This is a genomic window from Bacillus sp. D386 (genome assembly GCF_006346415.1).
In genome coordinates, this window is sequence record NZ_VEMV01000003.1 from 192,053 (window position 1) to 207,091 (window position 15,039).

The 15,039-nt window shown below is 37.1% G+C and carries 14 protein-coding genes, 1 other RNA gene and 1 riboswitch; of the genes, 8 read left to right on the plus strand and 7 right to left on the minus strand.

Going from position 1 to position 15,039, the window contains the following annotated elements; all coding sequences use genetic code 11:
* Positions 1-26 precede the first annotated feature (26 nt).
* Together gpsB and rnpB are read left to right on the plus strand one after the other, a co-directional pair.
* Complete coding sequence (gene gpsB, locus FHY45_RS09785) at positions 27-335, plus strand: cell division regulator GpsB (RefSeq protein WP_139891762.1); 309 nt, start codon at positions 27-29, stop codon at positions 333-335.
* 68 nt (positions 336-403) lie between these two features.
* Positions 404-787: RNase P RNA component class B (gene rnpB / locus FHY45_RS09790), an RNA gene on the plus strand.
* 144 nt (positions 788-931) lie between these two features.
* Here the strand turns inward: rnpB and FHY45_RS09795 are convergent.
* Positions 932-2,176, minus strand: a complete 1,245-nt coding sequence (locus tag FHY45_RS09795; RefSeq protein ID WP_139891763.1) for an MDR family MFS transporter — start codon at positions 2,174-2,176, stop codon at positions 932-934.
* Between the two features lie 105 nt (positions 2,177-2,281).
* Between FHY45_RS09795 and FHY45_RS09800 the strand changes: the two genes are divergently transcribed.
* The 3 genes from FHY45_RS09800 (at position 2,282) to FHY45_RS09810 (ending at position 7,605) form a co-directional block, all read left to right on the plus strand.
* A complete protein-coding gene (locus FHY45_RS09800; RefSeq protein WP_180349943.1) occupies positions 2,282-3,931 on the plus strand; it encodes an ABC transporter substrate-binding protein in 1,650 nt (549 codons plus the stop codon).
* A 120-nt stretch (positions 3,932-4,051) separates the two neighbouring features.
* Positions 4,052-5,191 carry a THUMP domain-containing class I SAM-dependent RNA methyltransferase gene (locus FHY45_RS09805; RefSeq protein WP_066107325.1) on the plus strand — a complete coding sequence of 380 codons (1,140 nt, stop codon included), beginning with the start codon at positions 4,052-4,054 and terminating at the stop codon, positions 5,189-5,191.
* A gap of 905 nt (positions 5,192-6,096) precedes the next feature.
* Complete coding sequence (locus FHY45_RS09810; RefSeq protein WP_139891765.1) at positions 6,097-7,605, plus strand: carboxypeptidase M32; 1,509 nt, start codon at positions 6,097-6,099, stop codon at positions 7,603-7,605.
* 527 nt (positions 7,606-8,132) lie between these two features.
* Here FHY45_RS09810 and FHY45_RS09815 read toward each other — a convergent pair.
* Genes FHY45_RS09815 through FHY45_RS09825 form a run of 3 tightly spaced genes read right to left on the minus strand, consistent with a single transcriptional unit; the run spans position 8,133 to position 10,436 of the window.
* Positions 8,133-9,788 carry a b(o/a)3-type cytochrome-c oxidase subunit 1 gene (locus tag FHY45_RS09815; RefSeq protein WP_139891766.1) on the minus strand — a complete coding sequence of 552 codons (1,656 nt, stop codon included), beginning with the start codon at positions 9,786-9,788 and terminating at the stop codon, positions 8,133-8,135.
* Complete coding sequence (locus FHY45_RS09820) at positions 9,788-10,264, minus strand: cytochrome c oxidase subunit II (protein WP_139891767.1); 477 nt, start codon at positions 10,262-10,264, stop codon at positions 9,788-9,790. The genes FHY45_RS09815 and FHY45_RS09820 overlap by 1 nt, the downstream gene beginning before the upstream one ends.
* Positions 10,265-10,286: 22 nt before the next feature.
* Positions 10,287-10,436, minus strand: a complete 150-nt coding sequence (locus tag FHY45_RS09825; protein WP_066107311.1) for a cytochrome c oxidase subunit 2A — start codon at positions 10,434-10,436, stop codon at positions 10,287-10,289.
* A gap of 313 nt (positions 10,437-10,749) precedes the next feature.
* A riboswitch (purine riboswitch) is annotated at positions 10,750-10,866 on the plus strand.
* Between the two features lie 138 nt (positions 10,867-11,004).
* Between FHY45_RS09825 and FHY45_RS09830 the strand changes: the two genes are divergently transcribed.
* Entirely contained in the window at positions 11,005-11,601 is a 597-nt protein-coding gene (locus tag FHY45_RS09830; protein ID WP_139891768.1) for a xanthine phosphoribosyltransferase, read from the plus strand.
* On the plus strand, positions 11,588-12,904 hold the full coding sequence (locus tag FHY45_RS09835) for a nucleobase:cation symporter-2 family protein (protein ID WP_139891769.1): 1,317 nt from the start codon (positions 11,588-11,590) through the stop codon (positions 12,902-12,904). Before FHY45_RS09830 ends, FHY45_RS09835 begins: the two co-directional genes overlap by 14 nt.
* A gap of 325 nt (positions 12,905-13,229) precedes the next feature.
* On the opposite strand, the gene FHY45_RS09840 is transcribed toward FHY45_RS09835, so the two are convergent.
* The 3 genes from FHY45_RS09840 to FHY45_RS09850 form a co-directional block, all read right to left on the minus strand.
* Positions 13,230-13,655 carry a spore coat protein gene (locus tag FHY45_RS09840; protein ID WP_066107306.1) on the minus strand — a complete coding sequence of 142 codons (426 nt, stop codon included), beginning with the start codon at positions 13,653-13,655 and terminating at the stop codon, positions 13,230-13,232.
* Between the two features lie 33 nt (positions 13,656-13,688).
* The gene (locus FHY45_RS09845) at positions 13,689-14,120 is read right to left on the minus strand and encodes a spore coat protein (protein ID WP_066107304.1); all 432 of its coding nucleotides are present in this window, start codon (positions 14,118-14,120) and stop codon (positions 13,689-13,691) included.
* 132 nt (positions 14,121-14,252) lie between these two features.
* Positions 14,253-14,480, minus strand: coding sequence for a spore coat protein (locus tag FHY45_RS09850; protein ID WP_139891770.1), 228 nt, complete (start codon positions 14,478-14,480; stop codon positions 14,253-14,255).
* Positions 14,481-14,728: 248 nt separating this feature from the next.
* Between FHY45_RS09850 and FHY45_RS20915 the strand changes: the two genes are divergently transcribed.
* A complete protein-coding gene (locus FHY45_RS20915; protein WP_257469017.1) occupies positions 14,729-14,860 on the plus strand; it encodes a hypothetical protein in 132 nt (43 codons plus the stop codon).
* The last annotated feature ends 179 nt before the right edge of the window (positions 14,861-15,039 follow it).

Here is a 15,039-nt window from a genome sequence, read left to right on the forward strand (position 1 = left end):
AGTCGTATGAATTTGAGGTGAATAAAATGCTCTCAGATAAAACAAAGTTGACCGCAAAGGATATCTTAGAGAAAGAATTTAAAACGGGTGTCAGAGGATACAAACAAGAAGATGTTGATCAATTTCTGGATCTAGTTATAAAGGATTATGAGGTTTTTCATCAGGAAATTGAAACACTTCAGCAAGAGAATATGAAGCTGAAAAAACAATTGGAAGAACAGCCGAAAAGAACTGTACAACCAGTTCAGCAAGCAACAGGTACCACCAATTTCGATATTTTAAAACGCTTATCCAACTTAGAAAAGCATGTGTTTGGAAGTAAGCTTTACGAATAAAATATCTTCCAAATGATAACAGTTGTTTTATAGTTGAAATGAGGGTATAATGAATTTTGCATGTGATAACGTCTGGGTAATCGCTGCAATGCAAATTGTAGAGGAAAGTCCATGCTCGCACAGGCTGAGATGCCTGTAGTGTTCGTGCCTAGCCCAATAAGCTAGGGCAGTCTGTTTTAGGCTGACGGCTGGGAAAGTGCCTAAGTTCTTTTAGAATATGGCACCGGTACCTATAAAAGTGCCACAGTGACGGAGCCTTTTTGGAAACAAAAAGGGTGGAACGAGGTAAACCCCGCGAGCGAGAAACCCAAATTTGGTAGGGGCGCCTTTCCCAAGGAAATGAACGAGGGGAAAGGGCAGACTCGTAGGAGTCTGAAGATAGATGATTACCACCGGAGTACGAGACATTCCAGTCGATTGCAGTACGAAGGAACAGAACATGGCTTACAGGACGTTATCTTGGAAATGTATTACCTGAATAAAACTACTTCCACTAAGGGAAGAATGAAAGGCTGCCGATTAGATCGGCAGCCTGTTTTAATGCGGTACTTTATGACAATCATTATGCTTCAGGTAAAGCTTGACTCAAATTATTACTATGTATTTGTCTGGATGTTTCTTTGATATTTTTCTTTATAAAAAAGGCTGAAATATACAAGAGAAGTTCCGACCGCAATAACCAGGCCGATATAAACGGACATCATCATCGGAGCGGCAAAAGCGCCTATTATGATGGTTGATCTTGCAATTAAGTCGGCGCCATTATAGGATATATTACTAAAAGCAGAATAAGAACCTCTTTTATCCTCAGGAATCATATTTGCCTGTTCAGTATTATAAACAGGTGAATACATCAATTCGCCAATCGTGGCAATAAACCCAAATAATAAGAGCATATACCAGCTATTGGCTGATGTAACAAATGTATACCCTACACCATAAATAAGCAGGCCAATGATTAACACACGTTTATTTGAAAAACGATTCGTAATATTGGAAACAATAAACGTTAAAAGGACGACTAATAACATATTTTCTATATTCATCAAACTTAACATTTGGACACCGCCAATTTGGTATCCGAATACGTTAATGACTTCAAAGGATTCTGATAATCGAACCCCAATATAACTATTTAGTGAGAATTCAGCGGAAAGGATAAACATGAATCCAAGTACGAGTTTTACAAAGCGAGTATCCTGAAGGGCAATTTTATAGTTATGAAGTAAATCAATCAGAAAGTTTTTATGTGATTGCTTTAACTGACGGACCGTACCTTCAATCAGCCAAATTTTATAAGCAATGGCAATGAAGGTGGATGTACACGTTAAGATGATAAATAATTCAAGTTGATGATTACTGTATAAAAGTCCTCCCATTGCTGCCCCAATGGCCATGGATAAATTAATGAGCCAATAATCAAGAGCATAAACAAATTTTCTTGTCTCTTTTGTAGTAGAATCCATAATAATTGCACTCATGCTTGGCCTTCCAAGACTACTTGAAATCATATATCCAACATAGCAAATTGCAAATAGCCAAACCCAGTCATTCTCAGGGATTAAGGTCAAAGTCATCATCAAAAACATGAAGGCACTTGTAGAGGAAGTCATTAATAAAATTTTCTTCCTTTTGAAACGGTCTGATAGATATCCTCCCAGCAGGTTAGCAACGAATGTAATAAGGACGGTAAAAATCAAGAAGACACCTGCCCAGATTTTGTTCAATTCATGAGCAAAATACAAAGCCATAAATGGCATCACAGAGCTTGATGCCATTCTGTTAAAAAAAGATGTGCCTAACCGTACTTTAATATTTTGTGGCAAATTCTTCAATTTCATATTGTTTTACCCCCTTTGTATCGATTATATTAAACTAGACTGATGCTTCTGAAAATAGACAATTAATTGATAAATGTCTACTTTTATGGTGAAAAGGGGTAGATGATGGAACCTAAACTACTGACTCTTTGGCAGCATATTCAAACGGGATATGTAAGACAGGCAGAGATAGCGGATATACTCGAACTTAGTCCAAAGCAAACCTCCAGATATATGCAAAGATGGCATGAGGAGGGGTGGTTTAGATTGCAGCCAGGAAAAGGACGGGGACATTCAACTAAGATAGAGTGGGTCAAAAATGTGGAATCCATATATGAAAAAGAAATGGAATATATAATCAATCATGAATCAATTGAAAAAAGTGCAAAATGGCTAACTCTGCATTGGTCCTCTGAATGCAAACTACGTCTGATGAGACTCTTTCAAACTAAGCTTGGATTTAATGATGAGGGAAAGGATAAACTCATCATTCCTAGAAAGGATCCATTTTTGTCCTTTCATCCTCTTGAAGCTCTCGATATACATAGCGCTAACTTAGTTTCTAATATTTACAATCGCTTGATTTACCTGACTGAAGATAATGAAATATGGCCTGAGCTTGCTCATAGCTGGGAAAGCTCGAATCGCTTGTTAAGACTTTACATAAGAAAAGGAGTCAAATTTCATGATGGTTCCTACCTTTCAGCAGATGATGTTGTAAGGTGCTTGGAATCTTTGCGTGATCATCCAATTCACAGGGATATATGGTTTATTGTCCAAAGAATTCATTCCCCCGCACAGTATGTGGTAGAAATTAACTTGAAACAAAAGTGCAGCTATATATTGCATCTCTTAAGCACCATAAACTCAAGTATATATAAAGTAAACAATGGAAAATTAATTGGAACGGGCAGCTTTTATCTGGAAAAAAATGATGAAACAAAAACAATTCTTCGTGCGTTTGAAGACTATTACAAGGAAAGAGCTCTGCTCGATTGTATAGAATTTGTTCAGATGCCGATGGGGTTTGAGACTATTTATCGATCCTCTGTAAAAGAGGATGATATCGAAACATATAAGGTTGAGAGTGATTCAGGGTTTGGTATTGTGATTATGAATGCGTACCGCAATTCAGATATAAATAAGCAGGAAGTAAGAGATTATATCCAATATGTTATCAGTGCAAGGAGAAATGAAATTAATCAATTGGATCCAAAAATTATACCGAATCAAAGTGGTATTTTGCGCTCTCCATCTGACCCATACATAGTGGATCAAGTTCCATTTATAGAGGTATCCAAACCACTTGTTCTACAGACTACTCCATATACAGAAAAGCTTATCTTTTGGTTAAAGGGGATTTTGGAAACCGCAGGTATTCCTGTTAAATTAAAAGAGATCACGTTTGAAGAAAGTCTGCAAAATGGATATACAGATCATGGTACAGATTTTTTTATCCATGGAGAAGTATTTGAAATGAATCATAGCTTATCTTTTTTTCATTTTTTATTGTTGAGTTCCTCTCCGCTTGCCCAAGTCCTAGGAGATAAAGGAGAGCGATTCGAGATATTAAACCAGTATGCTAATACTCCTTTTGAAAAGTGGAGTGAGCTTCATGAACAAATGGAACGAAGATTAATGAAATCTGCTTTAATATTGCCGTTATACTATTCCAAACGAAGTGTACTGTTTTCAGATGATATTATGAATATTAGCATTAAGAATTTTGGCTATGCAGATTTTTCGAAGCTATGGATGAAACCAACCACAATTTAATGCGGTAATATAGACGAGAAATGCTGATTTGGTTTGCATTCAAAATGTATGAGTTGTATGATAAAAGACGCGAACGACTTAATTTAATGGAAAAGTAATATGATTAGATAGGGTGAAACAATGAAGATTACATTAATAGCTACAGCAGCAATGGGTCTTGAGGCGATTGTCGCACAGGAAGTACGTGACCTTGGGTATGAATGTACAGTCGAGAATGGACGAGTACTGTTTCAGGGAGACGAGCTTGCCATTGCCAGAGCCAATATGTGGCTTAGAACAGCAGACCGGGTGAAAATTCTTGTAGGCGAATTTAAGGCCTATACATTTGATGAATTATTTGAAGGTACAAAAAAACTTCCTTGGGAGAATTATTTGGATGTCACGGCTGAATTTCCTGTATCAGGTAAATCGGTCAAATCTAAATTATTCAGTGTTCCAGATTGCCAGGCGATTGCGAAGAAGGCCATAGTGGACCGCTTGAAAAAAGCATATAAAAAAGATGGATGGTTAGATGAAAATGGACCATTATATCGTGTAGAAGTATCGCTTTTAAAAGATAAAGCCACATTAACGATTGATACAACCGGCCCTCAGGCCCTTCATAAACGTGGATACAGAACAGGGCAGGGTGAAGCGCCATTAAAAGAAACCCTTGCAGCAGCATTAGTGAAGCTGACGAATTGGACTCCGGACCGTCCATTTGTTGATCCATTCTGCGGATCGGGTACGATTGCGATAGAAGCTGCGTTAATCGGCCAAAATATTGCGCCTGGATTTAATCGTGATTTTATTTCCGAAGACTGGCCTATTATTGATTCATCTATTTGGGATAAAGTCAGAGAGGAAGCAGAAGAACTGGCCAATTATGATCAGGAATTAGACATTTCGGGGTTTGATATTGACCATAAGATGATTGAAATCGCAAAAGAAAATGCTATGGAAGCAGGACTTGGGGATTTAATTAACTTTAAACAAATGCAGGTCCGTGATTTTACAACGACCAAGGAATATGGCGTAATTGTTGGGAATCCTCCATATGGTGAACGCCTCAGCGACCGTCCTTCCGTTGAGAAAATGTATAAAGAGATGGGGGAAGCACTCCGTCCATTTGAAACTTGGTCTGTTTATATGCTGACTTCTGATGAAAACTTTGAGCAGTTTTATGGCAAACCGGCCACTAAAAAACGAAAGCTGTTTAATGGTTTTATCCGTACGGATTACTATCAGTATTGGGGAAAGAGACCGCCGAGAAAAGGTTGATATGACGTCATTTCCAGAGATATTAAATAACCTGATTTTACGTTTACCACATTATAGATTGACGATTCTTATAGAGTCGTCTTTTTTTTGTCTTTCTCATCTTTTTTGTGTAGGAGCTGATTATTTTATGTGGTCAAAAATATAATTGGTACATGCCTAATTGGTCTATTTTGCGGCGTCTTGCTATACAAATAATCATAGTCACTACTTCTCTTCTATTTGAAAGGAGTTGATTCTAATGCTTTGGACTATCGCTGTAGTATTAATCATCATTGCTTGTTTGATTTACATTTTTTAGTTTCGTTTACTTCTTGGAAAAAGAAAAGCCCAGATATGAGGACTTACTTCTTGCCTTGTAATACAAAGCCTTAGAGACGCAATTAGTGACTTCATAAAATAAAGGAGGCAAAGGAAATAAGTTAGTCTTGAGGGCAGAAATAAGCACCCTTAAAGGGATTTATTTTGTGTATACCATATTTCTATAGCTTTATCTGTCCTAATTAATTTTTTATCCAGCCTGTTTATGGTTTTTATATGCGAAAAAGTAATCAGGTAAAAATATCTGAAATAGTACTCGTAAGTGATCAAGAAATTCATGTGTTATCAAACACGCCACGAAAAAACGAAAGGTATTCAAGGATTTTATTTGTACAGATTTATTTTCAATATTGGGGTAAGATGCCGCGGAAAAAACACAAAGGGAATTTGAAGACAATCAGCAATAAAAGTAAACGCTAACCCCAAGGGTTGGCATTTTTTATTTAATTTGAAATGGTGGAATACTAGGTAATTAGACTTTTTCAGAACTGGTAGGAAAAGTACGCATATTCGTATATAAAACTATCTACCTAGTATACTTAATATGGTAAAATATTCAGTATACTTTAAGGAGAAGGGGGATCTATATGACAAACCTATTAGAAAAAGAGTTTTTAGACTATATACATACCATGGATGCATTCAGAGAAGCATCTGCACTGATTGGGTGGGACATGCGCACTGGGGCTCCAAAGAAAACGATTGATAAGAGAAGTCAAGTGCTATCCATCTTATCGAAAGAACATTTTGAAATGGCAACCGGAACTAAAATGGAACGATACATAGAAGAGTTATCAAAGCCTGAACTGAAGGAGCAGTTGGATTCAAATACAATTGCCATTGTTGAGGAATGTAAAAAAGAATACGAGAAGATGAGTAAAATCCCCGCAAATGAGTATAAGGAGTATGTTGAACTACAGTCCAAGGCTGAAAGTATATGGGAAACGGCAAAAGAAACATCTGATTTTTCGTTGTTTATGCCATATTTGGAACAATTAATTGATGTGAATAAGAACTTTTTATCCTATTGGGGAAAAGCTGATCATCCTTATGATGGATTACTCGATTTGTATGAACAGGGTATGACAGTTGAGATATTGGATGATGTATTTGCCAGGCTAAGAGAAGAAATTGTACCGCTTGTGAAAAAGATTGGTGAATCGAATAAGAATCTAGAAACGAACTTTATATATAAGTCATTTAGTGAAGATGCACAGAAAAAATTATGTATGGAATTGATTCAGGAATTAGGTTATGACCTGGAAGCGGGACGTCTGGATAATACAGTCCATCCGTTTGCTACAGCTTTAAACGCAAATGATGTGAGGATTACAACGAAATATGTTGAGGAAGATTTCCGTGTTGCTCTATTTGGTACCATACACGAATGCGGACATGCCGTATATGAACAAAATATTAATAAAGAATTAGAAGGAACACCTTTATGTACCGGTACATCAATGGGTATCCATGAATCTCAGTCCTTATTCTTTGAAAACTTTATCAGCCGTAATCTTAGCTACTGGAAACATAATTTTGATAAATTAAAAGCTGTCTCGCCTGAACAATTTGATAATATTGACCTCGATACGTTCTATAAGGCTATTAATGAATCAAAGCCTTCCTTAATTCGGATTGAGGCTGACGAACTCACGTATCCTTTGCATATTATGATTCGGTATGAATTAGAAAAGGGATTGTTTAATGGTGATCTAAAAGTAGCTGATTTGCCGAAGCATTGGAATGATAAGTATGAAGAGTACTTGGGAATCCGGCCTGAAAATGATGGTGAAGGAGTTTTACAGGATGTCCATTGGGCAGGTGGCATGTTTGGGTATTTCCCATCCTATGCACTCGGATATATGTATGCAGCTCAATTCAAAGCTGCAATGCTGAAGGATATTCCGAACTTCGATGAAACTATTGAAAATGGAGACTATAACAAAATTACTGGATGGTTAACGAAGCATGTCCATCAGTATGGAAAGTTGAAATTGCCTTTAGAGATTATAAAGGATGCTACGGGAGAAGGATTAAATCCACAGTATTTGATAACGTATTTAAAAGAAAAATATACTGCACTGTATGATTTATAAACAATAAAAAGGTGTTCGTTAAGTAGAAGTTTAGATGCTTGACGGCGCCTTTATTTATTGCTGAGGAAAGGTTTTGGCTTGTTCACTTGCTGTGGAGAATGGATGACAGGGGAAGAAAGAGGCTGATTATGACGGTTGGAACGGATGAATTAGTTTAGCTCAATCCTTAAATAAATCGCTCAAAGGCTATTTTTAAAGCTCAATTAGGCTCAGAACTGCTCAATAATTCTCCCATTCGCGCAATTAATTCTGAGAACGCTCATATATTTAAGAATTCGCTCATTTAAGTTAAAAATCGCACATATATTATGGAATTCGCTCATATAATTCATTTTCGCTCAATAATGGTTAACTAATCAGTTTTTACTTAGATTAAATAGTATGATTGTTACTTTAAAGCGTTCACCAATATATGAAAATACATTTTTATAAACAAATAAACTCTCAAATATCAAAATAATTAAAATAACAGATGCGGAAAACATAGTTGTCTTCCACATCTGCCTATTGGTTTTGTTATGTCATTTTTACCAGAGCTTATATCCTTTTGACCCAGGTGGGGCATTTTGGATCATGTCTACAAATGGCAGGGTATAGGCGAGAATGATTAACACTGCTGTAATACCAATCCATAGCTTCCAATTTTCAAGTATGAAAGGTGTTTTTTCAGCCTTTTCTGATACTTCACCAATCGGAAACTCTTCATCACCTTTTGGTGCAAAGAAAGCTAGATTAACGAAGATAACCAAAATCAAAATGATACCAATGAAGAGGATGGAGCCTCCCACGGCCTGAGCGATTTGATATGGAATCCATTCAGCTGCCTGAGCGGAACCGCCATATGTGGAGTAGGATGATCTTCTTGGTGCACCCAGCAGACCTGCAAAATGCATGGCGCCTGACATAAAGGTCATTCCAACTGCCCATGTCATTGCTTGGATGATCGCTAATTTATTCATCTTTTTAGTAAGCTTACGGCCGGTTAAATGTGGAACCAACCAATACATGGCACCAAAGTAAGTTAAGACAACAGAGGTAGCAAGTGTTAAGTGGAAATGTCCTGTTACCCAAATCGTATTATGTACAACCTGGTTCAATTGGTTGGAAGCATTGACAATTCCTCCTGCACCAGCAGGGATAAAAGCAACCATTCCGATAAAAGGAACCGTAAAGCGCGCATCACCCCAAGGAAGGGCTTTAAACCATCCAAAGATTCCTTTATAGCCTTTTGCACGCCCCGCACTTTCAAAAGTGGCGAACATGGAGAAAGCTGTCATTAAGGATGGAATGATGACCAGGAAGGTTAAAATAACCTGTAAAAATTTCCATGCAGGATCAATCCCAGGCTCCGTTAATTGATGGTGGAAGCCAACAGGTACAGAAAACAGTAAGAATAAAATAAACGATAATCTCGCTAATGAATCAGAGAATATTTTTCCGCCAATTACTTTCGGAATGACGACATACCAAACCATATAAGCCGGTAATAACCAGAAATATACGAGCGGATGTCCAAAATACCAGAATAACGTACGGCTAATAAGAACATTAATAGAATCAACCCATCCAAGTGACCATGGAATAATCTGTACCAACACAGTAGCCGCGACACCAAGGGTAGCTGTAAACCATAATACATTATTGATAATGACCATGAATGATAATAAAGGTCCAACTTTACCCTTATTTTGTTTTCTCCAGTTAATATAAGCTGCAACCATAGCTCCGCCGTCCAGCCAGCTTCCCACTACAACAAATACCAGCCCGAAATAAAAAATTGGATGAGCCTGTAATGGTGCGTAAAAAGTATAAAGAACGGATGCTTCATTAAGTAGAATCATTGTAGCTGACATAGCTGTACCGATGGTCATCATCCAGAAACCAATCCAACCAACCGTTCTTGCCTTTTTAGATAGTGTTCCGCTTGTTTTGCTGATTGCTGCAAATTGAAAGCCCATTATAAAAAATGTAGTCAGTATAAGTCCTAGTAAAACACCGTGAACAGTAAGAACTTGATAATATGTAATCCCGGCGGGCAGGGTGTATTTTCCTGAGCGGACAAGAACCTGTAAAAGGCCAGCGAATCCACCAAGAGCCAGTGCGATAAATGCCACATAGAAGTGGGCCATTGCGAGCTTACCATCAGCTCTGTTTACTTTAAGATCAGTTTGATTCCTATTCATTAGTCAACCACCTCGATTTTAGACGTCATCATGGCATGACCCGTACCACAATATTCATTACATAAAATTAAATATTCACCGGTTTTATCGAATGTCTTTGTATATTCATTCACATAGCCAGGCTCAATCATCATATTGACATTCGTTCCTGCCACTTCAAATCCATGAACAACATCCGTTGAGGTAGCCATGAATTTTACAGTTGCACCTTTAGGAATTTGAACTTCACCTGGGTCAAATTTAAACGCGGAAACAACGAATACTAATTCGTAATCCCATTCTTTCCCTTCAACTTTATGTAAACCCGGTTTATCAAAAGGTTTAGTTTCTGTTACTTTTTCCGGATCGATCGTCACCAGACAGCTTGCCGGTTGGTTTCCATCATAAAATGCACTGACCCCTAATACAGTTAAAAATACAAAAAGTGCTGTTACCCCTAATATAAGCCATATCTTTTCAAATTTATGGATATGCATGACCGATAATCTCTCCCTTCTTCTACAAACGATCTAAAAATAAAAAGTAAACGCTTGCCCATACAATTAAAATGAATGCCCCAAGTGTTAAGACAGAAATCAATGTTCCGGAAAGATTAGTTTCTTCGTTCTTCTTAACCTTGACGGGTACGTTTAATTTAGTTTTTGCCACGTTTTTCTCCCCTCTCGAAAATAATGGAAATGTGCTTTGAGTATATTCTACTAGATAATATTGGAAATGGATGATAGTTATTTCATTTTCACAAATCGTTCACCAATAAGGTTATTACTGTATTAATAGTGTAAAATTGATATAACAAGCGTTTTATGGGTAGGATGAATGAAATAAATATGGCTGAATTGTGAAAAACAGTTTCTTTATAGAAGATTCGTCTTTTATTTGGACACAAATATTGGACAATATAAAAGTAGTTTTTGACGAAAAAACACTTTGCAAACGAGTATTTTGTTGATATAATTCTCAACATACTAATTACATACGCACTCATATAATAGCAGGGATATGGCCTGCGAGTTTCTACCAGATTACCAGTGTGGTTCGCCACCGAAATAATCTGACTATGAGTGGGAAACAAGCGCCCGAGTTAATAATGCGCTGTTCATATTTGTCCGGATATAAAGGACCTATGAATTGTTGTACCCACTTTTAGGTAGGTGACAATTTGTAGGTCCTTTTTATTTGTTCATTTATTTGAAGCAAGGGATTGGAGGAGTAAAAGTTGAAATTGTTAAAAGCTAAAATTATGGAGGAAGGGCAAGTCCTTTCAAGTGAGGTCCTAAAGGTAGATACGTTTTTAAATCATCAACTGGATCCTGAATTAATGGTGGCGATAGGTAAAGAATTCGCGAAGAGGTTTAAGGATGCTGGGATTACGAAAGTTTTAACCATTGAGTCATCTGGAATAGCTCCATCGGTTATGGCAGGGCTTGAGCTTCAGGTCCCAGTTATTTTTGCCCGCAAGAAAAAATCATTGACCCTGCAAGACGACTTATATACGTCCACTGTTTATTCATTTACGAAAAAAGAAGAAAATACGATCTGCATTGGCCAAAAGTTTTTAAATGAAGAAGATGTTGTATTAATCATTGATGATTTCTTGGCTAAAGGACAAGCTGCTTTTGGTTTGGTTGATATTGTGAACCAAGCGAACGCCAAAATTGCCGGACTGGGAATTGTTATTGAAAAATCCTTCCAGGATGGCGGTGAAATTTTAAGAGATAAAGGATATCGGGTAGAATCACTCGCTCGTATCCAATCCCTTGAAAAAAATAAAGTAATCTTTTTGGAGGAGGAAACAGCCAATGCAAATGAATAAATGGAAAACCGCTTCACTGGGTATCCAGCACGTATTAGCTATGTATGCCGGAGCAGTTGTAGTACCTTTGATTGTTGGTGGAAGTATTGGCTTAACCCCGGAGCAATTAACACATTTAGTTTCAATCGATATTCTGATGTGTGGAATTGCGACACTTTTGCAGGTATGGAAGAATCGATTCTTTGGTATCGGGTTGCCTGTTGTCCTAGGCTGTACATTCACGGCAGTGGGTCCAATGATTGATATTGCAGGAGAATACGGAATACCGGCTATATACGGAGCTATTTTAGCATCAGGATTGTTTGTTATTTTGGTAAGTAAGTATTTTAGTAAGCTGTTGAAATTTTTTCCTCCGGTTGTGACTGGATCAGTGGTAACGATTATTGGGATGACTTTGATTCCGGTAGCTATGAATAATATGGCTGGTGGGGAAGGCTCGAGTGATTTTGGCTCAACATCTAATATCCTGTTGGCATTTGGTACATTGCTATTTATTATTATTCTTTATAAGTTTTCAACAGGTTTTATAAGAGCCATCTCTATTTTACTTGGATTAATTGCAGGTACAGTCGCAGCAGCTTTCATGGGAAAGGTGAACATCCAAGCTGTAATCGATGCCGATGCACTCCTAACTCCTACTCCTTTTTATTTCGGGATGCCAACCTTTGAATGGGCACCAATAATTACGATGATTCTCGTGGCACTTGTTAGCTTAGTAGAATCAACAGGTGTTTATCTTGCTTTATCTGATATTTGTGAAAAGGATTTAAAAGAAGAGGATTTTGCTAAAGGTTATCGGGCAGAAGGGTTAGCGATTGTGTTCGGTGGTATCTTTAACTCTCTTCCTTACACGACATTTTCTCAAAACGTTGGATTAATCCAAATGTCCGGTGTACGTTCCAACAATGTGATTTATACGGCAGGTGCATTTCTAGTCCTGATTGGCTTCAGCCCAAAAATTGGAGCAATCACGACAATTATACCTTCATCCGTACTGGGCGGAGCGATGGTAGCCATGTTTGGAATGGTGGTTGCAGCAGGTATTAAAATGCTGAGTCAAGTAGACCTTCACTCTCAGGAAAACTTGCTGATTATTGCTTGTTCCTGCGGAATCGGTCTTGGGGTATCTGTTGTTCCGGAAATGTTTGCTAATCTGCCAGATACATTGAAAATCCTGACTGAAAACGGAATTGTGGCTGGAGGAGTAACTGCGATAGGATTAAATCTATTGTTTAATGTAATCTTCAAAAAGACCCAAAAAGATAGTCCACTGATTCAAAATAAGGAAGAAATAGTTTATTAATTCGATTTATTTTGAGGTAAGTTTATCTATTTTAATGCCTAAAAACTGTTGGATTGTCCGCGTGTCCACTGAAAAGGTAGTATTCATTTTGTTCAACAAAGTAAAGAATAATTAAATAGATGTGAAGAATCAAGTGATATTTGTTTGATAGAGCATAACTCTGCTAGAAGGCAGGGGAATGGCGAAAATGTAAGTGACCGGCTTATTAGTAAATTTCCAAGAGTTTATTTCAAAATAGTGATTAAAAAGTAAAAAGACATGAGCTAGTCATGTCTTTTTACTATATTATACAGGTTATCCATCTTTAGTATCTTGAGCATCATCTTTATCCAATATCTAGTCTAGCAACAATAGCCACAAGAATTTGGATCAATACTTGTATATTTAAAGCTATTTGAGTATCCGTACTTTCGACCCTTACACACTTTGAACCAGTAATAATTGTTTTTTGGGTATTTCGTTGTTTAGATTTGAAAAATTGTTTTAAATCTTGAACTACCCCTTTGCCGGCTTCATTATCCCCAACTGATATACTAATAACAATTGCGATTGCTACTTGAATAGCTGCTTGTAAAGATAATGCCACTTGAGTATCTGTTGTATGCACTTCTACATCCTCTGAATCTTTGACGACGATCCATTCATAGGATTGCTGTGTGATTGATGTGATTTGATCAGCCTCTTGGGTGACTTCCGCATCATCATTTTTACATTTGAAATTGTCTAATGCTCTCCAATTCTTTTCACTCATTTTTCTTCTCACCTCTTATTTTATTTTTTGAATTTACGCGATATCTAATCTGGCTACAATAGCTAGAAGTGCTTCTAGCATTACTTGAAGGTTTGCAGAGATATCTGTGTCAGTAGTTGTAACCCTAACGTCCCTTGAATTTTCGATATGAATTTTTTGTACACTCTTTTGCTCAGAATTAAAGTGCTGAAGAAGGTCTTGAACAACACCATCGCTATCATCTGAATCTGCAATTGAAATTTCAATTACCAATGCGATTGCGAGTTGCAAAGCTAATTGGAGGGACACTGCTGCTTGAGTTTCTGTAGTTTGAACAAACACGTTACCTGAATCCTTGATAATGATTAATTCATCTGATTCTTGGATTTCAGAAGTGAACTGATCAGCGTCCTGGGCTATCTCTGCCGTGTGCCGCTTTTCCTCATCCCTTTCCCTTTCACAATTGTCACCAAAATAATTTGACATTTTTCTACCACTCCTTTGTGATTTGGTCTTTATAAAATATGAGGCTGTCCTTTGTTTTGATTGGACAAAAAGCTCAAATGTGTTTGTCCATCGAAAAAAAAAAACGCCTGCTAATCAGGCGTTTTAAAATGATCATTTTTCATTGCTTTTGTTATCCTCGGTTGATGAGGATTTTACAAATGTTTCCACCTGGTTGGTCAAATCACTAACTAACTCTTTTATCATTTGCTTTTGTTCATCGGATAACTTTTCTTTAGCCTTCTCAGCGTTAATTCCATTTTTTCGAAAAAGATCACTTACTAGTAAATTAATAAGCTGCTGAGGGATCAACTGTGGGGATTGATTCTTTTCATCACTCACAAAGTTCACTCCTTTTATTAAAATATAATCAGAATCATCATATGTAGGTCGTCAATATTATTCCTGTACAATTTACATGAAATTAGAACAGATAAAAGTAAATAGGCATATGCATTGATATAATGCGCCTTTTGGCGTGGTTTACAGTTTTAATAATGAACAAAGAGAAATGAATTAATATACTCTAAATGAGGAACCAGCACCCCCCATATTACATATACTGTATGTAAAAAAGGTGGATACACCATATGAAAAAGTATTATTGTATTCATTGCCATTCATTACATGAGATGCTGAAAGTCTGCCATGTCTGTGGACAGGACCGATTGAAGGAAATTTTTATAACGATTCAGCATAACGAAAAGAAGAGCGGCAATTAACCGGATAAATCATGAACAATCTGTCTTGGTATTCAGGGGAGATTGTTTACCTGTTGTTTAGAACTTACATAAAGCACAGGCGTGTATAGGTAATATCTGTTTTGAACAGAATTTTGATTGAAAATGATTATCATTGATGATACACTGGAACTATAATGAGAGACGTTATCAATTAACTA